Source organism: Streptococcus sanguinis (genome assembly GCF_019928825.1).
In the GTDB taxonomy this organism is placed as follows: Bacteria; Bacillota; Bacilli; order Lactobacillales; family Streptococcaceae; genus Streptococcus; species Streptococcus sanguinis_L.
This window is the reverse complement of record NZ_JAHZOP010000002.1, coordinates 402,664-419,470: the sequence shown is the minus strand read 5'-3', so window position 1 is coordinate 419,470 and position 16,807 is coordinate 402,664. Positions and strand designations below refer to the sequence as shown.

19 protein-coding genes and 1 other annotated feature (1 of these 20 cut by a window edge) are annotated in these 16,807 nt (G+C 43.3%); of the genes, 3 read left to right on the top strand and 16 right to left on the bottom strand.

Going from position 1 to position 16,807, the window contains the following annotated elements; translation table 11 throughout:
* Position 1 precedes the first annotated feature (1 nt).
* The 3 genes from murD to typA form a co-directional block, all read right to left on the bottom strand.
* Complete coding sequence (gene murD / locus K1J09_RS05635) at positions 2-1,354, bottom strand: UDP-N-acetylmuramoyl-L-alanine--D-glutamate ligase (protein ID WP_223323300.1); 1,353 nt, start codon at positions 1,352-1,354, stop codon at positions 2-4.
* Between the two features lie 230 nt (positions 1,355-1,584).
* The gene (locus tag K1J09_RS05630; protein ID WP_002898040.1) at positions 1,585-1,854 is read right to left on the bottom strand and encodes a DUF3165 family protein; all 270 of its coding nucleotides are present in this window, start codon (positions 1,852-1,854) and stop codon (positions 1,585-1,587) included.
* A gap of 23 nt (positions 1,855-1,877) precedes the next feature.
* Entirely contained in the window at positions 1,878-3,725 is a 1,848-nt protein-coding gene (gene typA, locus K1J09_RS05625; protein ID WP_002932699.1) for a translational GTPase TypA, read from the bottom strand.
* Positions 3,726-3,905: 180 nt separating this feature from the next.
* On the opposite strand from typA, the gene K1J09_RS05620 reads away from it, so the two are divergent.
* Positions 3,906-4,631 (top strand): 16S rRNA pseudouridine(516) synthase, encoded by a 726-nt coding sequence (locus K1J09_RS05620; RefSeq protein WP_223323298.1) that lies wholly within the window; start codon positions 3,906-3,908, stop codon positions 4,629-4,631.
* Positions 4,632-4,705: 74 nt separating this feature from the next.
* On the opposite strand, the gene K1J09_RS05615 is transcribed toward K1J09_RS05620, so the two are convergent.
* From K1J09_RS05615 to K1J09_RS05600, 4 genes are all read right to left on the bottom strand, one after another.
* Positions 4,706-4,933 carry a hypothetical protein gene (locus K1J09_RS05615; protein ID WP_011836642.1) on the bottom strand — a complete coding sequence of 76 codons (228 nt, stop codon included), beginning with the start codon at positions 4,931-4,933 and terminating at the stop codon, positions 4,706-4,708.
* An 89-nt stretch (positions 4,934-5,022) separates the two neighbouring features.
* A complete protein-coding gene (locus K1J09_RS05610) occupies positions 5,023-5,403 on the bottom strand; it encodes a rhodanese-like domain-containing protein (RefSeq protein ID WP_223323296.1) in 381 nt (126 codons plus the stop codon).
* 1 nt (position 5,404) lies between these two features.
* Complete coding sequence (locus tag K1J09_RS05605; protein WP_002898045.1) at positions 5,405-5,623, bottom strand: YqgQ family protein; 219 nt, start codon at positions 5,621-5,623, stop codon at positions 5,405-5,407.
* A gap of 92 nt (positions 5,624-5,715) precedes the next feature.
* On the bottom strand, positions 5,716-6,231 hold the full coding sequence (locus tag K1J09_RS05600; protein ID WP_125377714.1) for a Dps family protein: 516 nt from the start codon (positions 6,229-6,231) through the stop codon (positions 5,716-5,718).
* 166 nt (positions 6,232-6,397) lie between these two features.
* Between K1J09_RS05600 and K1J09_RS05595 the strand changes: the two genes are divergently transcribed.
* Positions 6,398-7,060, top strand: a complete 663-nt coding sequence (locus K1J09_RS05595; protein ID WP_223323294.1) for a prepilin peptidase — start codon at positions 6,398-6,400, stop codon at positions 7,058-7,060.
* On the opposite strand, the gene K1J09_RS05590 is transcribed toward K1J09_RS05595, so the two are convergent.
* Positions 7,054-7,503 carry an effector binding domain-containing protein gene (locus K1J09_RS05590; protein ID WP_011836639.1) on the bottom strand — a complete coding sequence of 150 codons (450 nt, stop codon included), beginning with the start codon at positions 7,501-7,503 and terminating at the stop codon, positions 7,054-7,056. The genes K1J09_RS05595 and K1J09_RS05590 overlap by 7 nt on opposite strands.
* A gap of 78 nt (positions 7,504-7,581) precedes the next feature.
* On the opposite strand from K1J09_RS05590, the gene K1J09_RS05585 reads away from it, so the two are divergent.
* Positions 7,582-8,481, top strand: a complete 900-nt coding sequence (locus K1J09_RS05585; RefSeq protein WP_002911953.1) for a helix-turn-helix transcriptional regulator — start codon at positions 7,582-7,584, stop codon at positions 8,479-8,481.
* A 205-nt stretch (positions 8,482-8,686) separates the two neighbouring features.
* Here the strand turns inward: K1J09_RS05585 and trpA are convergent, their stop codons facing one another.
* From trpA to trpB (K1J09_RS05540), 8 genes are all read right to left on the bottom strand, one after another.
* The gene (trpA, locus tag K1J09_RS05575) at positions 8,687-9,466 is read right to left on the bottom strand and encodes a tryptophan synthase subunit alpha (RefSeq protein WP_223323292.1); all 780 of its coding nucleotides are present in this window, start codon (positions 9,464-9,466) and stop codon (positions 8,687-8,689) included.
* On the bottom strand, positions 9,459-10,682 hold the full coding sequence (trpB, locus tag K1J09_RS05570) for a tryptophan synthase subunit beta (RefSeq protein ID WP_002896202.1): 1,224 nt from the start codon (positions 10,680-10,682) through the stop codon (positions 9,459-9,461). Before trpB (K1J09_RS05570) ends, trpA begins: the two co-directional genes overlap by 8 nt.
* The gene (locus K1J09_RS05565; RefSeq protein ID WP_223323290.1) at positions 10,672-11,259 is read right to left on the bottom strand and encodes a phosphoribosylanthranilate isomerase; all 588 of its coding nucleotides are present in this window, start codon (positions 11,257-11,259) and stop codon (positions 10,672-10,674) included. Before K1J09_RS05565 ends, trpB (K1J09_RS05570) begins: the two co-directional genes overlap by 11 nt.
* Positions 11,246-12,013, bottom strand: coding sequence for an indole-3-glycerol phosphate synthase TrpC (trpC, locus tag K1J09_RS05560; protein WP_223323288.1), 768 nt, complete (start codon positions 12,011-12,013; stop codon positions 11,246-11,248). Before trpC ends, K1J09_RS05565 begins: the two co-directional genes overlap by 14 nt.
* Positions 12,010-13,014 carry an anthranilate phosphoribosyltransferase gene (trpD, locus tag K1J09_RS05555; protein WP_223323287.1) on the bottom strand — a complete coding sequence of 335 codons (1,005 nt, stop codon included), beginning with the start codon at positions 13,012-13,014 and terminating at the stop codon, positions 12,010-12,012. Before trpD ends, trpC begins: the two co-directional genes overlap by 4 nt.
* A 10-nt stretch (positions 13,015-13,024) precedes the next feature.
* The gene (locus tag K1J09_RS05550; protein WP_223323285.1) at positions 13,025-13,588 is read right to left on the bottom strand and encodes an aminodeoxychorismate/anthranilate synthase component II; all 564 of its coding nucleotides are present in this window, start codon (positions 13,586-13,588) and stop codon (positions 13,025-13,027) included.
* Positions 13,585-14,943, bottom strand: a complete 1,359-nt coding sequence (gene trpE, locus K1J09_RS05545; protein WP_223323283.1) for an anthranilate synthase component I — start codon at positions 14,941-14,943, stop codon at positions 13,585-13,587. Before trpE ends, K1J09_RS05550 begins: the two co-directional genes overlap by 4 nt.
* Before the next feature lie 402 nt (positions 14,944-15,345).
* Positions 15,346-16,527: a tryptophan synthase subunit beta gene (gene trpB, locus K1J09_RS05540; protein ID WP_223323281.1), complete on the bottom strand. Its 1,182-nt coding sequence runs from the start codon at positions 16,525-16,527 to the stop codon at positions 15,346-15,348.
* A gap of 62 nt (positions 16,528-16,589) precedes the next feature.
* Positions 16,590-16,807: a binding site (T-box leader), on the bottom strand (it continues 12 nt past the right edge of the window).

Below are 16,807 nucleotides of genomic sequence, written 5' to 3'. Positions count from 1 at the left end.
CTTAACCTTTTAATTCTTCAAATGCAGCGAGAAATTCATCGCCACGGACTTCAAAATTACTATACATATCCCAGCTGGCATTGGCAGGACTAAGCAAGACAATGTCTCCTGGCTCCGCTTGCGCAAAGGCCTTATGAGCTGCATCCCGGACATCAGTCGCATCTAGATAAGAAACACCAGCCTGATCAGCTGCCCTCTTTACACGCGCAGCTGATTGTCCTAAGATTACCATTTTCTTGAGTCCTTTGAGGTCAGGCACTAACTCGTCAAATTCATTGCCACGGTCCAAGCCACCTGCAATCAGAATCACCTTGCTATTGTCAAAACCAGACAAGGCTTTCTGGGTTGCCAAGATATTGGTAGACTTACTGTCATTATAAAAAGCAACCTCATTTACACGCCCCACATACTGGAGTCGGTGCTTAACACCCCCAAAAGCTGACAAGACTTCTTTGATCGTCTGATTGTCAATGCCACGAAGTTTGGCTACTGCAATCGTAGCCAGAGCATTTTCGACATTATGACTGCCAGGAACGCCGATTTCAGCCGCCTGCATAATCTCTTCTCCACGGAAGGTCAAGACATCACCCTCTAAATAGGCACCATCCACCTTTTCAGTTGTTGAAAAAGGGACAACAGTAGCCTGAGTTTGACTAGCCATTTCCTTTGCCCAATCTTGATTGAAATTCAAAACCAGATAATTATCAGCTGTCATGTTTTTCTGGATATTCCACTTGGCAGCTGCATAGTCCTCAACAGATCCGTGATAATCCAAATGAGTCGGCATGAGGTTGGTAATAACAGCTATTTGTGGATGAAAAGCCTCAATCCCCATCAATTGGAAAGAAGACAATTCCATGACCAGCGTATCTTTGCTGCTGGCTGTTTGGGCTACTTGACTAGCAGGAAAACCGATATTACCAGACAATAAACCGTTTTGACCGCCAGCCGTCAAGACTTGCGCAATCATGGTTGTGGTCGTCGTCTTACCATTTGAACCCGTAATACCAATAATCGGTGCTTCTGAAATTAGATAAGCCAACTCTACTTCAGTGATAACTGGAATCTTCTTCTCCAGAGCTCGAACGACCATGGCATTGTCATAAGGAATACCTGGATTTTTCACCATCAATTCAAAGTCTTCGTCCAGCAACTCCAAGGGATGACCTCCTGTCACCACTTTAATACCTTCTTCTAGCAAAGATTGGGCAGCAGGATTTTCCTCGAAAGGTTTCCCGTCGTTAACTGTCACGATGGCTCCTAATTTATCTAAAAGGCGAGCTGCTGACTCACCCGACTTGGCCAATCCCAGGACCAAGACCTTCTTATTGGCAAAATTTGCTATTTTTTTCATAAGCAACCTCTTCCATTCATACTTCACTCTATTTTACCTTTTTTTGTGAAAATAAAAAAGACATAGGAGTCTTTTATTTTCGACTGTAAGCAAGTTTTGAAAAAAATGATATGTTTTCATCTATTTGAAATATTTTGTAACATAAACCTATTGTTTTTGTAAAAATATAAATTAACAAAAAAGCAAGATCTCAAAACATCTATCCGACCTTCTAAGTTCTTGCTCATTTATTATTCTTCATCAAAATTCTTTTTTGATTTTTTAGGCGGCTTGAGACGATTAATATCCCGCAAAGCCAAGACGGTCACTACGGATAGGCCGAAACCTACAAAATATTCAGCCGGCAACTGGAAAATTTTAAAAATGCCTAAGCCAAATAAGATAATCAAGGCCACAATCAGTAAAACCATAGTCACAGCATTAACAGTCCCTTTAATACTGGATGGAACAGCAAAAATGTAGAAAAAGAGGATTAAAATCCCAATGATAAGATAAACCATCTTGCTGCTCCTTTCCCTTTTGCTTATTCAGCTGCAGCTGATTTTTTCTTTTTATTGGCTTTTTCGCGTTCTTGTTTGTTCAAAATTTGCTTACGCAGACGAATAGATTCTGGCGTTACTTCCATGTATTCATCGTCATTCAAGAATTCCAAAGATTCTTCCAAGGTCAAGATACGAGGTGTCTTGATAACTGCTGTCTGATCCTTGGTTGCCGAACGAACATTGGTCATCTGCTTGGCTTTAGTGATATTAACAGTTAAGTCATTCTCACGAGAGTTTTCGCCGATGATCATTCCTTCGTAAACCTCAGTACCTGGGTTGACAAAGATAGTTCCGCGCTCTTCGATAGACATGATAGAGTAGGTTGTAGCCTTACCAGCATCGATAGATACTAGAGCACCACGGTGACGGCCTCCGATTTCACCTGGGATGAGTGGCAAGTATTGATCAAAGGTATGGTTCATAATCCCGTAACCACGAGTCATGGATAAGAACTCTGTAGAGTAACCAATCAATCCACGCGCTGGAACTAGGAAGACCAAACGAGTTTGACCATTACCAGTTGAAATCATATCCAACATTTCACCCTTACGTTCAGAAAGACTTTGGATAACAGATCCTTGGTATTCTTCTGGAGTATCGATTTGGACGCGCTCAAATGGCTCGCACTTAACGCCATCGATTTCTTTTACGATAACTTCTGGACGAGATACTTGCAACTCATATCCTTCACGACGCATGGTTTCGATCAGGATTGACAAGTGCAATTCGCCACGACCTGAAACGGTCCACTTATCTGGTGAATCTGTTGGATCAACACGAAGGGATACGTCTGTTTGCAGTTCAGCTTGCAAGCGTTCTTCAACCTTACGAGAAGTTACCCATTTCCCTTCGCGACCAGCAAATGGTGAGTTGTTTACCAAGAAGGTCATTTGAAGTGTTGGTTCATCGATGTGAAGGATTGGAAGAGGTTCAATGGCATCTGTTGGAGTAATCGTTTCACCAACAAAGATATCTTCCATACCTGAAACAGCAATCAAGTCACCTGCTTTGGCTTCATTGATTTCACGACGTTCCAAACCAAAGAAACCAAAGAGTTTTGTGACACGGAAGTTCTTGGTGGTGCCATCTAGTTTAGAAAGGGTAACTTGGTCCCCAACCTTAACAGTACCACGGAAGACACGCCCGATACCGATACGACCTACGAAGTCATTGTAGTCCAAGAGTGAGACTTGGAACTGCAAAGGCTCATCTGAGTTGTCCACTGGAGCAGGGATATGGTCGATAATGGTATCAAAGATTGGTGCCATTGTTTTTTCTTGATCAGCTGGATCGTCTGACAATGAAGAAGTTCCGTTGATAGCTGAAGCATAAACAACTGGGAAATCAAGCTGATCATCATCTGCACCAAGCTCGATAAAGAGTTCCAATACTTCGTCCACTACTTCTGCTGGACGAGCTGATGGTTTGTCGATTTTGTTGACAACAACAATTGGGACAAGGTCTTGTTCTAAGGCCTTTTTCAATACGAAACGAGTTTGTGGCATGGTTCCTTCGTAGGCATCTACCACCAAAACAACACCGTCAACCATTTTCATGATACGCTCAACTTCTCCACCGAAGTCCGCGTGTCCTGGTGTGTCCATGATATTGATACGAGTTCCATTGTAAGCAACGGCTGTATTTTTAGCAAGGATCGTAATACCGCGCTCTTTTTCGATATCGTTTGAGTCCATAGCACGCTCTGCCAACTCTGTACGAGCATCAAGAGTTTCAGACTGCTTCAATAATTCGTCAACGAGGGTTGTTTTCCCGTGGTCAACGTGGGCGATAATCGCAATGTTACGGATATCTTCTCTTAATTTTGTCATGATTTCCTCTGAATTTTTAAATTTTATTTCTAACTGAACAATTATACCACAGACGCAGGCAAAAAACACGGCTTTGATAAGTGTAAATGTTTTCATTAAAAAATATGGGAGCTCCATGAGGATTTGCATTTCCCATCCTGAAAATTTATGATATGATTTAGAAAAAAATAAGGAAAACAGATGCGCATCGACCAACTGCTGGCTGCCAATCATATCAGCCGAAAAAAGATGAAACAAAGCCTTTTACAAAAACAGATTTTAGTGGATGGTAAGCCCGCCTGCAAACTCAGCCAAAACGTTGATACTGGCCTGCAGCAGATTAATTTTCAAGGAAAGCATGTCAGCGGCCCTGCCCACCGTTACTACATGCTGAATAAACCCGCAGGTGCTGTCACTGCCAATCGTGACGCTGAAAAATTGACCGTTCTGGATTTGCTGGACAAGGAGATAGAGAAAGAAAATCTTTACTCTATCGGACGGCTGGATAGAGATACCGAAGGCCTTCTTCTGATTACCGACAATGGTCCTTTGGGATTTCAGCTGCTGCACCCTCAATATCATGTCGAAAAAACTTACTATGTAGAAGTCAATGGACCTTTGACCCCTCAGGACAAAATTGCCTTTCAAGAAGGCATTCGCTTTTTAGACGGTACCATCTGTCAGCCTGCCCAGCTTTCTATCCTCTCTACCAGCTCCAGTCTGAGCCGTGCTACCGTCAAGATTTCTGAGGGGAAATTCCACCAGATTAAAAAGATGTTTCTGGCAGTTGGTGTCAAGGTCACCTATCTCAAGCGAATTCAATTCGGAGATTTTACATTAGACCCAGACCTAGCAAAAGGCGATTACCGTGCTTTGAACCAAGAAGAATTAGAGATTATTAAAGAATATTTGGAGAAAAGTCGGTAAAAAAAGATCCAGACAATAATGTCTCGATCTTACTTTACATTGTAATATAAATAGCATCTTTTTAAAAAGTCAAATTAGCTCAGAGTTAACATAACCCCTGCAATCATGTTAATTACAGAGATAACAATACCAATGATATTCAAAATCTTTTCTGTTTTATAATCCATTTGGGTCTCTTTTTGATGTGAACTTGCCAAAACCAAACCAACGATTCCTAGAATAAGTCCAATCAAAGCAAACAAAAGACTAAAAATAATGGATAGGATGCCTAAAACAAGAGAGGATTTTTTCTTTTCTTGCATGTTCTAAAAACTCCTTAAAATTAATATTAATTTATTATAACATAAGAAACCAGCTTTGTATATATAATGCGACAAATTTTTGATTTATGTTAACTAGCTTTCACCTTGCCATTCCAAGAATCCAACCCATAAGAAAGAATATAAATTTCTTTAAATCCTTGTTTTTTCAGATACAGAGCTGCATTGGTTACGCGCTGACCACGACTATTTTCATAGAGGAGAACAGCCTTGTCCTTACGAAGTGCACCGACACTATCCTTGAGCTGCTGAGATGGAATATTGCGAGCGCCTAAGATATGCTTCCGGTGAAAATCTGATGGATCCCGCAGATCAACCAACTGACCTTGGCGAATCAAGCCTTCAAATTCTCCGTTATCTACGATTTTTGCTGCCTGACGAAGGCGCAGATAATTAAAGCCCATCCAGCCAAGTATTCCCAAAAGTACCGCCCACAAAATCCAAATTGTCATCTCAAGTCTCCTTTTTCTTTTCTAAATATTCTAACTCTAAGCGATGTTCTCGGCGCAAGACAGCCTCTGCCTCAAAATAAGCTAGCTTATCCATTAGACCGGCGTCGTAAATTCTCTTCAGCTCGATTTTCATCATTTCAATATCGTAAAGGCGTTTGCCCATATAGATAATGATTCCGAAACTTTTAAGAAATTGCTGAACATCATACAGGGTTTTCATGAGCTATATTTTATCAGATTTTCTAGCGCTTTTCAAGATGAAAAAAGCAGAAAGGAAAGCCTGTTTCCTTTCTGCTTGGCATGGATCATTTTTTATAAACCTGGTGCTTGACCAATTTCAGCTGTCAACATCCAGATAGTCTTTTCAAGGTCAGCCTTGGCACCGACAAAGATATCATTGGTTACATCGTCCCCTTCTTCGTCTGTTACATCCAAAGCATCTTGGTAAAGACCTGTCAGATAACGGAAAATCTCAATCACACGCGCCAGACTTTCTTCTACATTCTTGCTGAACTCACCAGCTTTTTCTTCAATCTTGCTGTGTTGGATAAACTCGGTCAACGTAGAATAAGGCTTGCCTCCCAGTGTAATCAAGCGCTCGCTGACTTCATCCAAGGTTGTATCCAAAGTTTCCATGTATTCATCCATTTTTGGATGCCAAACCATGAAACCTGCGCCACGCATATACCAGTGAACTTGGTGAAGAGCGATATGAGCTGTATAAAGATCTGCCACTACTTGATTAAGGATAGCCTTAGTCTTTGGCAAAGCCTTTTGATTGCTGAAAGTTGCTACGTCAGTTGCTGCACCATTTTTTACTTGTGTCATTGTATTTACCTCGTTTTTATTTATAATGATTCTAATCTTTTTAGATTATGATTTAATTATAATGCTTCTAAATAAGAAAGTCAAGACAAAAGATTCAAAAAAAGACTTTATTAGAAAAGTTGCAAAATTTCAGAATTTTCCCGTTTAAAATTACGAATAAATAAGTATGATTCATCTATACTTTTTTATCGTCGGCACTGCCTTTGCCTCATTCCTAGGCTTAATCACCGACCGCTTCCCAGAGCAGTCTATCATCACTCCCGCTAGTCATTGCAATTCCTGCGGGAAAAGATTAGCACCGCGTGATTTGATTCCTATTTTTTCTCAAATCTTAAATCTTCTTCGTTGCCGCTTCTGTGGGGACGAGATTCCCTTACGCTATTTATTTTTTGAATGTCTCTTGGGCGGTCTTTTTCTGGCAACTTCCCTGGGCATTCTTTCCATTAGTCAATTATTGGTAGTCACCATGGGCTTAACCTTAGCTATCTACGATCAAAGAGAACAACAGTATCCCTTGATGGTCTGGTTAATTTTTCAGCTCTTGCTGATGGTGACAGCAAGCATCAATCTTCTCATGCTCTTCTTTTTAGCCTTAGGACTTCTAGCCTTCTTTTGTAATCTTCGTATTGGAGCTGGCGACTTTCTATTCCTTGCTTCCTGCTCAGCCATTTTCAGTCTGACGGAAATTCTCATTCTTATCCAAATCGCTAGCTTCGCTGGTCTCGCCTGTTTTTGCTTTAAAAAGAAAAAAGACAGGCTGGCATTTGTCCCCTGTCTTTTGTTTGGTGTGGTGGTGATTATTTCTTATAAATCCCTACTCTTTTACTGAACTGGAACCCAAAGCTCAACTTCTGCATCCATAGGATTCCCGTTTAAAAGTATTTCTAAGATAATTCCATCTTGGTAAAGGGAACTGCTTTCTTCCTCAAAAAAGTTATCCTCCAATTGGTCAAACAGGAGTCTTGATTTATCACCACTGGCTGAACTTACTAAATAATCTTTCTCTGGGACGAGAATGCTTTCGTAGTCTGCCACAGCATTCTTTGCCGCAACTCCTGCGTAGTATTGAATACCATCTTTATGAGGAACAATCAAAGCATAGCCTTTTTTGTCTAGAGAATGGGGCATCAATTTCCCCAGCATTCCTTCTTTAAACAACTGAGCATAGAACGCGGTCTTCTCTTTAGAATAGTGCTGTTCATGAACCGTAGTTCCTTCTATCAAAATACTCCTGCCAATCAGGGTAAACGATGGTTTGGTTTGATGTTTCATTATATGAACTCCTTTCTTTATGGTATAATCATAACAAAAGTAATATGACATCTATCTGTCATATTTAAGGAGAAAATCATGAAAATTGACCGTCAAATGGGAATCATTTCTCATTTAGTAAATCAACGAAAAACAACAGCTAAAGAACTATCAGAACTTTTTAAAGTCAGCACCCGAACTATTATGAGAGATATTGATGATTTATCTCTTGCAGGCATTCCTCTCTATGTAATGAAAGGAAAAAACGGAGGAATTTTTCTTATGGAAGACTTTCAAACTGATAAACCTCCCTTGACTCAATCCGAACGACTTTCAATCGAATCCGGTTTAAAAAGTCGCTATCAAGTATTGGAAGATACCTCTACTTTCAATGCTATATTGAAATTAAATGCTACCAATACATACTCTGATTTCGAAATTGATTTGTCTCTATCTCAAGGGAACTTGGAAATACGAACTTTGATTTTTAAGTTATTGGAAGCTATCAGAGGTAGAGTAAAAATAAAATTTTCCTATATTAATTCACAAGGACTGGTGAGTCAAAAAAATTGTGAGCCTTACCGTATTGTCTATAAGGACCGGAGTTGGTATATGGATGCCTACGATACTGATAAAGCGCGTTTTTCTGTTTTTAAAGTTGCTAGAATTAGTGAACTTACTCTCTCTGATACTTTTTCAAAAAGACATTTTACACCACTTCCCTATGATGGTGGTACATGGATGAATGAAAACAAAGTACCTGTCATCCTACATGTCCAGAAAATTGTCCTTGATCGATTTGTGGAACTCTTAGGCTATAATGCCATAAAACCTATTAATAGCAATATTTACGAGATTACTTATCCTTTAAACGACAATGATTGGGGATACAATACCTTGCTTGCTTTTGGAAAATACATCACTGTTATATCTCCTAAGCATTTCTTGAAACATTTCACCAGCTATATAGATACCATTCATAAGCAATATCCAAACTAATATTCAATCAACATCAAAAATCAAACATTTCTTAAAAATGAATTATACGAAACTTACTTTTTTATGGTGATAAAATTCAAGAACATGGGTCAGGCTCTAGTTCTTATCCAAATCGCTAGCTTCTCTGGCCTCGCCTGCTTCTGCTTTAAAAAGAAAAAAGACAGGCTAGCATTTGTACCTTGTCTTTTGTTTGGTGTGGTGGTGATTATTTCTTATAAGCTGCTGCTTCTTGGATAAAGGCCGCTATACTGGCGTCCTTTTCATGAAGAGCTTTGACAATCTTAGATCCGACAATGACTCCGTCTGAGACTTGATTGAAGCGATCAACATCCTCTAAAGTTGAAACGCCAAAACCTGTCAGCACTGGAATCTCAGCAATATCATGGAGCTTGCTCAAATGCTGGTCCAAATCATTGCGGTAGCTTCCGCTCTTACCCGTTACACCGTTGATGGCTACAGCGTAGATAAAACCTTCTGCCTCCTTAATTAGCTCCTGCTGACGTTCTAGTCCAGTCGTAAGGCTCACTAAAGGAACTAGAGCGATATCTGAATCTTCCAGCAGAGGTAGGATAAAGTCCCTATGCTCGTAGGGCAGATCCGGAATAATCAATCCCTTAACCGGCGTCCTAGCCAAATCCTTGATAAAATCTTTGAGACCGTACTGGAAGATAGGATTGAAGTAGGTCATGATGATGAGAGGCAGCTGAGTGTCCAACTTCTGCAAGCTTGCGATTAAAGACTTGGCCGAAGTATGGTGACCCAGACTTCTCAGACCGGCTTCTTCAATAACCGGCCCATCTGCAACAGGGTCTGAAAATGGCAGGCCGATTTCAATGGCTGACACACCCAAGTTTTCCAAAAACGAGATGGTTTCTGGTAATCCTGCTAAACCTTTCTCGTGATCACCAGCCATGATATAAGGAAGGAAAATTCCCTTGCCTTCTCTTTTGATGGTTTCTAAATGCTGAGTGAGTGTTTTAGTCATGGGCACCTCCTTTTTGAGCCGCTTCTTTTTCCAAGCGTTCCTTTACCTGAACGACATCCTTGTCACCACGGCCGGATAGACAGACAATCATTGATTTATCTGGTCCCAACTCCTTAGCCAGCTTAACTGCGTAAGCAATAGCGTGGCTAGACTCTAGAGCAGGGATAATCCCTTCGATACGAGACAGGAGCTGAAAGGCTTCCAAGGCTTCTTCATCCGTTACTGGAACATAAGTGGCGCGCTGGATAGCATTAAAATGAGAATGTTCGGGACCGATACCTGGATAGTCCAACCCGGCAGAGATAGAGAAAGCTTCCAGAATCTGCCCTTGCTCATCCTGCAAGACATCCATCAAAGCACCGTGTAAAACACCCGGCCGGCCCTTGGTTAAGGTCGCAGCGTGTTCATCTGTATCCACGCCCCGCCCAGCTGCTTCTGTTCCATACATAGCCACTGAGCTATCGTCTACAAAGGGATAAAAGAGTCCAATAGCATTGGAGCCACCGCCAACGCAGGCCACTAAAGCATCTGGTAATGCCCCTGCATTTTGCTCAGCAAACTGGCGCTTGGCCTCACGCCCAATCACACTCTGATAGTCACGGACAATCTCTGGGAAAGGATGGGGTCCTAAAGCTGAGCCCATAATATAGTGAGTATCATCGACCTGAGCCACCCAAGCTCGCAAGGCAGCATTGACTGCATCCTTGAGGACTCGAGAGCCATCGGTCACAGACTCTACCTTGGCTCCCAGAAGTTCCATCCGAAAGACATTAAGGGCTTGGCGCTTGACATCCTCTTCGCCCATATAGATAGTACAGTCCATGTTGAAAAGGGCTGCAGCAGTGGCTGTAGCTACTCCATGCTGACCCGCACCAGTCTCTGCAATGATTTTCTTCTTGCCCATTCTCTTAGCTAGCAGAACCTGCCCTAGGGCATTATTGATTTTATGGGCCCCAGTATGGTTGAGATCTTCCCGCTTCAGATAAATCTTAGCACCGCCAGCATAGGCTGTCAGATTTTTAGCAAAATAGAGAGGATTTTCTCGCCCTACATACTGCTTCAGCAACTCGTCCAGCTCAGCCTGAAAGGCTGGGTCTTTTTTACTCTCACGGTAGGCTTTATCCAATTCCAAAACTGCTGTCATCAGCGTTTCGGGAACAAAACGCCCACCAAACTCACCGTAAAATCCTTCTTGATTGGGTTGATTATATGCCATGTTTCACTCTTTCTATAAATTCTTTTATCTTTTCTAAGTCCTTCTGGCCGTCAGTTTCGACCCCGCTTGAGACATCAACTGCGTAAGGAGCGAAGTGCTGAATAGCTTCTCGAACATTTCCTGCATTCAAACCACCGGCGATAAAGAAGGGCTGATGGATTTGACCTTTATCAAAAGCTTGCCAGTCAAAGGTCTGACCACTACCAGCAAGTGGTGCATCAAAGAGCAGGTAGTCCGCTTGTTGGCTGACTCCTTTTAACGCACCCTTGACCTGATAAGCTCGAATAACCGGCCGGCCGATCTCAGTCAGAAGATCTTCATTAAAATCGCCATGAATCTGCACCAAATCTAGATTTGCCACTGAAATAGCTTCCCGCAGCTCTGCCAAGCTCGGAGAGACGAAAACTCCTACCTTTCGGACAGCAGGCGGCACCAAGGCAGCTAGCTCCTGAGCTTGCTCTAAACTAACCCTCCGACGGCTCTCAGCAAAGACAAATCCAATGTAATCTGCACCAGCCTGGCATGCCGTTTCCACAGCGCTGGCCGTTGATAAGCCGCAAATCTTAACCTTTGTCAATTTTCAGCTCCTTAATTTTTTCTACCACATCCTCAGCCTGCATCAGGGCTGTTCCAACTAAAATCGCATGGAAATAAGGAGCTACCAGCTCAGCATCTTCCTTGCTGAAAATCGCTGACTCTGATACGTAAACTCTGTCATCTTTGAAATGGGCAGACAGCTGGAGACTTGTATTGATATCTGTCTCAAAAGTGACTAGATTGCGGTTATTGACACCGATAATCCGAGCTCCTATTCTATGGGCAGTTTCCAGCTCCGCCAGATTATGGGTTTCGACCAGAACTTCTAAGCCTAAACCTGTCGCAAAATCATAAAGTTCTTGCAGCCGCTTTTCAGGCAAGGCAGCTACAATCAGAAGAATAACCGTCGCTCCTGCATTGCGGGCGCGAACAATCTGTTTTTTATCAATGATAAAGTCCTTATTGAGGGTCGGAATCGTGACTTGACTGGAAATCTCTCTCAGGTAATCCAGATGTCCTTTGAAAAAAATCTCATCTGTCAGGACCGAAATCATGGCTGCACCACATCGTTCATAGGTGCGAGCCTGCTCCACAATATCCACACCGAGATTAATATCTCCCAGACTTGGACTGGCTTTTTTAACCTCAGCAATCAGCTGCAGCTCTTGAGGATGGCTTTTGAGATACTCATAGAGGGAATAGGTCGAGCGCAGGGGTTGCAGCTCTTCATAAGACATGGCCGCCACTTCCTGCTCTTTTTGCTTAAGAATGGTTGGGAGAAATTCTTTGCTCATTTTTGATACTCCTGTAGTTGCTTGAGTTTTTCATAGGCTGCGCCACTAGCGATCACTTGGCGGGCCAAAGCTATTCCTTCTTCTATGCTATCTGATTTTCCATTAGCGTAGAAGCCCAATCCAGCATTCAGAACTGTCGTTTCCAGATAGGGACTGGCTTGATTTTGCAGGACAGATAGCAGAATTTCTGCATTTTCCTTGGCATTGCCCCCACGAATCGCTTCAAGAGCTATCTCTTCCATGCCAATATCTGACGGCAGAAAGCTGTGCAGGCTGATTTGTCCATCTGAGAGCAGAGCATACTGGGTACGACCATGAAGACCCGCCTCGTCAAGACCATCCGGTCCCGACACGACTACTGCACGCTTACGGCCCATATTTTTCAAGACCTCTGCCGTGCTCTCTAGCATATCTGGTCGGCTAGTCCCCAAAAGCTGAGTTTCTAGACTCATGGGATGGATGAGCGGACCAGTTAGATTCATGATAGTGGGAATGCCAAGGCTAAGACGGGCTGGCATGATGTATTTCATGGCTGGGTGCATATTCTTTGCAAAGAGAAAGACGATACCTGTCTGCTCAAAAACCTTGCCCAAGCTAGCAGCGTCCAAGTCTAGATTGATACCCAGAGCTTCTAACACATCAGCTGAGCCTGACTTAGAAGAAATGGAGCGATTGCCGTGCTTGGCCATCTTAATCCCGCCACCTGCCAGTATAAAAGCTGCCGTAGTCGAAATATTGAAGCTGAAAGACTTGTCTCCACCGGTACCGCAATTGTCCATTGCAGTGCGAATAGTGGTTGGAATCTGCTTAGCATGGCCTCGCATTACCTGAGCCAAAGCAGTTCGTTCCTCAATCGTCTCCCCCTTCATCTTAAGCCCCAGCAAGAAAGCTACAATTTGAGACTCTGTCACCCGTCCAGTGACAATACGCTCAATAACATCTGTCATCTCAGCGCTGCTTAAATCCTTAAAATCAGCTAGTTTTGCAATTATCTCTTTCATACATCCTCCTTTATTTTACTAAATCGATGAAATTCTTGATAGACGACAAGCCGTCCGGCGTGCCAATACTTTCTGGATGATACTGAAAACCATAAATGGGCAGGCTCTTGTGCTGGATAGCCATGATCGAGTTATCATCAGCCGCCCGAGCTGTCACTTCAAAGTCCTCTGGCATCTCTTCAATCAAAATCGAATGATAGCGCATGACCGGCTGCCCATCCTCTATTCCTTCATAGATAGGAGATTTCCCCTCAAAGCGCAGAATACTTTGCTTGCCATGCATGACTTTGGGAGCCAAGCCTAACTTTCCGCCAAATACTTCTGCAATGGCTTGGTGCCCTAAGCAAATCCCCAAAATCGGCTTCTTACCAGCAAAATCGCGAATAAGATCTTCCATCTGTCCTGCATCTGCTGGCCAGCCTGGACCTGGAGACAGCACCAAAGCATCCGCTTCTTCTGCCGCTTGATAAAGGTCTGCATCATCATTTCGCAAGACCCTAACTTCTGCGAAATTGCCAATATACTGGGCTAGATTGTAAGTAAAAGAATCATAATTATCAATTAGTAAAATCATTGCATTTCTCCTATCTTGGTCATTGATTTGGCCTTGTTGATGGTTTCTTGGTATTCATTAGTAGGGATCGAATCATAAACAATACCCGCTCCAGCTTGAACGTAAGCTCTGCCATTTTTCAAAACCATGGTCCGAATAGCAATGGCAAAATCCATATCCCCTGTCGCAGACAGATAGCCAATAGCCCCCGCATAAACGCCACGTTTTTCCTGCTCCAGCTCATAAATGCGGTTCATAGCTCGAATCTTAGGTGCACCCGAGACGGTGCCGGCTGGCAAGGTCGACTTGAGCGCATCCATAGCTGTCAGTTGAGGCAGAAGCTGACCACGGACCACACTGGTCAGGTGCATGACATAGCGGAAATACTCTACTTCCATGTATTTAGTGACTTCCACGCTGTTATTCTGAGCAATTTTACCGATATCATTACGCCCCAAATCAACTAACATACGGTGCTCCGCCACTTCCTTCTCGTCAGCCAGCAACTCCTCTGCCAAGGCTTTATCTTCTCTTTCATCCTGCCCGCGCGGTCTGGTCCCAGCAATAGGATTGGTCGTAACCTGACCCTGCTTGACAGAGACCAAACTTTCTGGGCTAGCTCCGATAATCTGATAATCCCCGAAGTCATAAAAGTAGAGATAGTTGGAAGGATTGGTCACGCGCAGATTGCGATAGTAATCCAGTGGCCTACCAGAATACTCTGCTGAAAAACGCTGACTGAGCACACATTGGAACATGTCTCCCTGCCGAATCAAGCTGCGCGCTTCTTCCACCATTTTTTCAAAAGCTGTCTGCTCGATATGACTCTGAAAGTTCAAACTGGACAGTTCCAGCGGTGAAAATTCATCTGCCGCAGGCTGCGCCAACTCTGCCATGATACGCTCCAGACTAGCAGCCAAATCAGCTTCGCTTCTATCACTGTAGAGTGCCTCCTCAAGGATATAGACCTTGTCTTTTTTATGGTCAAAAACCATGTAACTCTCATAGACGAAAAAGTGCATATCCGGCGTCCCAATCACATCAGCTGGAATCTGGCCAATTTCTTCATAGAGGGAAATCATATCATAGCCGACAAAACCAATGGCTCCGCCTCCAAAAGGCAGGTCTGAATGATGATCTTTTTTTACGGCTAACTCATGCAGATAGTCCAATGGATCTGCCTCAATTACTTGCCCGTTCTTTGTTAACAGGCCATTTTCATAGCGGATTTCAAAGACTGGATTATAGGCTAGGATAGAAAAGCGAGCCGTCTCGCTATCTCTCGGAATACTTTCCAAAATCACCTTGTGGTCGCCCTGAATCCGCATGTAAGCCAGAATCGGCGATAAAATATCAGCTGGTAAAATCTTTTGCATAATGTTTCTTTCTATTTAATTGGAAGCGTTTAAGGAGGAGCGATCTGCTAGCCATGACTGTATTCACAAGAACAGATAGCACCTGTCCACTGTCATAACTTGCCCCAGAACTACAGAAAAACGCCCACACAGTTCATCCTGTGAGGGCGTGTTATCGCGGTGCCACCTCAGTTATGGAGTTTTTAGGCTCCACATCTCATTTACCTATTTACAGTCATTTAGATCCCTTTTAGTAGAAGGCAGCACACCGAGTCATAGCAAAATAAGCTAACAAAGTAATAAAAGATCAACTAAAGGACAAAATATTGTCTCCAGCAGTCCATTTCATAACTTCTCCTGCCTGTTTACAGCAACCACAGACTCTCTGAAAGGAGGGATGTTACTACTCTTCTGCTGGGGAGTTTATTTTCGTTTTTCTAGATAGTCGGCAATGGCTGCCACATCCTTGTCTCCACGACCAGATACACTGATAATGATGATTTGGTCGGATGACAATTGCGGAGCCCGCTTGATGGCTTCAGCAATAGCATGAGAACTTTCGATTGCCGGCAAAATACCTTCCTTTTGTGTCAAGAGAAGCAAAGCGTCCACAGCTTCATCATCTGTCGCTGCTACGTATTCTACTCGACCAGAATCTTTAAAGAAAGCATGTTCGGGACCAACTCCAGGATAGTCCAAGCCTGCTGAAATAGAGTAAACCGGCGCCACCTGACCATCTTCAGCAAAGACAGCGTAAGTCTTCATACCATCCACTACTCCGACACTTCCCTTGGTCATGGTCGCCGCATGCTGGTCTGTGTCAAGACCCCGTCCAGCCGCTTCAACACCAACCAACTTGACTTCTTCATCCGCCACATACTGAGAGAAAGCACCGATAGCATTGGAACCACCGCCTACACAGGCAATGACATAGTCTGGCAAGCGGCCTTCCTTATCCAAAATCTGCCGACGAGATTCTTCACTGATCACCTTTTGGAACTCATGGACAATCGTCGGATAGGGGTGAGGTCCGACAGCCGAACCCAAAACATAGAAGGCTTCCAAATCGCTCATCCAAGCTCCAAAGGCTGCATCCACAGCATCCTTAAGGGTTTTGGTGCCTGTTTCCACTGCATGAACAGTCGCACCCATCATTTCCATGCGAAAGACATTGAGGCGCTGGCGCTCTACATCCTCTGCACCCATGTAAACATCGCACTTCATACCAAACTTAGCTGCAGCTGCCGCAGTTGCCACACCATGCTGACCAGCTCCAGTTTCAGCAATGACCCGGGTCTTGCCCATGCGCTTAGCCAGAAGAATCTGCCCCAAAACATTATTGAGCTTGTGAGAGCCCAGATGATTGAGATCTTCCCGCTTCAGATAAATCTTCGCTCCGCCCAGGTGCTGGGTCAGGCTTTCTGCAAAGTAGAGCGGAGTTTCCCGGCCTGAATAATCCTCCAAATAATGCCGGTATTCATTCAAAAATTCTGGATCATCCTTATACTTCTCAAAAGTAGCTTCCAATTCATCCAGCAAGGCTTGGATAGGCTCCGGTACAAAGGAGCCGCCGAATTGTCCAAAATATCCTTTAGTTTCTGTCATCTTGATTTCCTCATTTCTTTATTTTCAAACAAAATAAAAGCCCACACACAGAAAAAAATCTGTGTGAGGGCGTAAAATCGCGGTGCCACCTCAATTATGGAGAAAAGTATAGACTGCCTCCATATCTCTGTCTTGTCTAACAACAAGCTGCACTGTAAGGTGTGCTCACCGAATTTTTATTGCTTCAAATTCATTTTTTGCATCAGCCCACTTCACAATCCTCCACTACCTGTTTCCACCAACCACAGGCTCCCTGAAAGTAGAAAAAATTATTACTTTT

What these genes read in the sequence shown, in the direction of transcription:
- murD (WP_223323300.1), bottom strand. Translation starts at nt 1,354, where the DNA reads ATGAAAAAAATAGCAAATTTTGCCAATAAGAAGGTCTTGGTCCTGGGA.
- K1J09_RS05630 (WP_002898040.1), bottom strand. Translation starts at nt 1,854, where the DNA reads ATGGTTTATCTTATCATTGGGATTTTAATCCTCTTTTTCTACATTTTT.
- typA (WP_002932699.1), bottom strand. Translation starts at nt 3,725, where the DNA reads ATGACAAAATTAAGAGAAGATATCCGTAACATTGCGATTATCGCCCAC.
- K1J09_RS05620 (WP_223323298.1), top strand. Translation starts at nt 3,906, where the DNA reads ATGCGCATCGACCAACTGCTGGCTGCCAATCATATCAGCCGAAAAAAG.
- K1J09_RS05615 (WP_011836642.1), bottom strand. Translation starts at nt 4,933, where the DNA reads ATGCAAGAAAAGAAAAAATCCTCTCTTGTTTTAGGCATCCTATCCATT.
- K1J09_RS05610 (WP_223323296.1), bottom strand. Translation starts at nt 5,403, where the DNA reads ATGACAATTTGGATTTTGTGGGCGGTACTTTTGGGAATACTTGGCTGG.
- K1J09_RS05605 (WP_002898045.1), bottom strand. Translation starts at nt 5,623, where the DNA reads ATGAAAACCCTGTATGATGTTCAGCAATTTCTTAAAAGTTTCGGAATC.
- K1J09_RS05600 (WP_125377714.1), bottom strand. Translation starts at nt 6,231, where the DNA reads ATGACACAAGTAAAAAATGGTGCAGCAACTGACGTAGCAACTTTCAGC.
- K1J09_RS05595 (WP_223323294.1), top strand. Translation starts at nt 6,398, where the DNA reads ATGATTCATCTATACTTTTTTATCGTCGGCACTGCCTTTGCCTCATTC.
- K1J09_RS05590 (WP_011836639.1), bottom strand. Translation starts at nt 7,503, where the DNA reads ATGAAACATCAAACCAAACCATCGTTTACCCTGATTGGCAGGAGTATT.
- K1J09_RS05585 (WP_002911953.1), top strand. Translation starts at nt 7,582, where the DNA reads ATGAAAATTGACCGTCAAATGGGAATCATTTCTCATTTAGTAAATCAA.
- trpA (WP_223323292.1), bottom strand. Translation starts at nt 9,466, where the DNA reads ATGACTAAAACACTCACTCAGCATTTAGAAACCATCAAAAGAGAAGGC.
- trpB (WP_002896202.1), bottom strand. Translation starts at nt 10,682, where the DNA reads ATGGCATATAATCAACCCAATCAAGAAGGATTTTACGGTGAGTTTGGT.
- trpC (WP_223323288.1), bottom strand. Translation starts at nt 12,013, where the DNA reads ATGAGCAAAGAATTTCTCCCAACCATTCTTAAGCAAAAAGAGCAGGAA.
- trpD (WP_223323287.1), bottom strand. Translation starts at nt 13,014, where the DNA reads ATGAAAGAGATAATTGCAAAACTAGCTGATTTTAAGGATTTAAGCAGC.
- K1J09_RS05550 (WP_223323285.1), bottom strand. Translation starts at nt 13,588, where the DNA reads ATGATTTTACTAATTGATAATTATGATTCTTTTACTTACAATCTAGCC.
- trpE (WP_223323283.1), bottom strand. Translation starts at nt 14,943, where the DNA reads ATGCAAAAGATTTTACCAGCTGATATTTTATCGCCGATTCTGGCTTAC.
- trpB (WP_223323281.1), bottom strand. Translation starts at nt 16,527, where the DNA reads ATGACAGAAACTAAAGGATATTTTGGACAATTCGGCGGCTCCTTTGTA.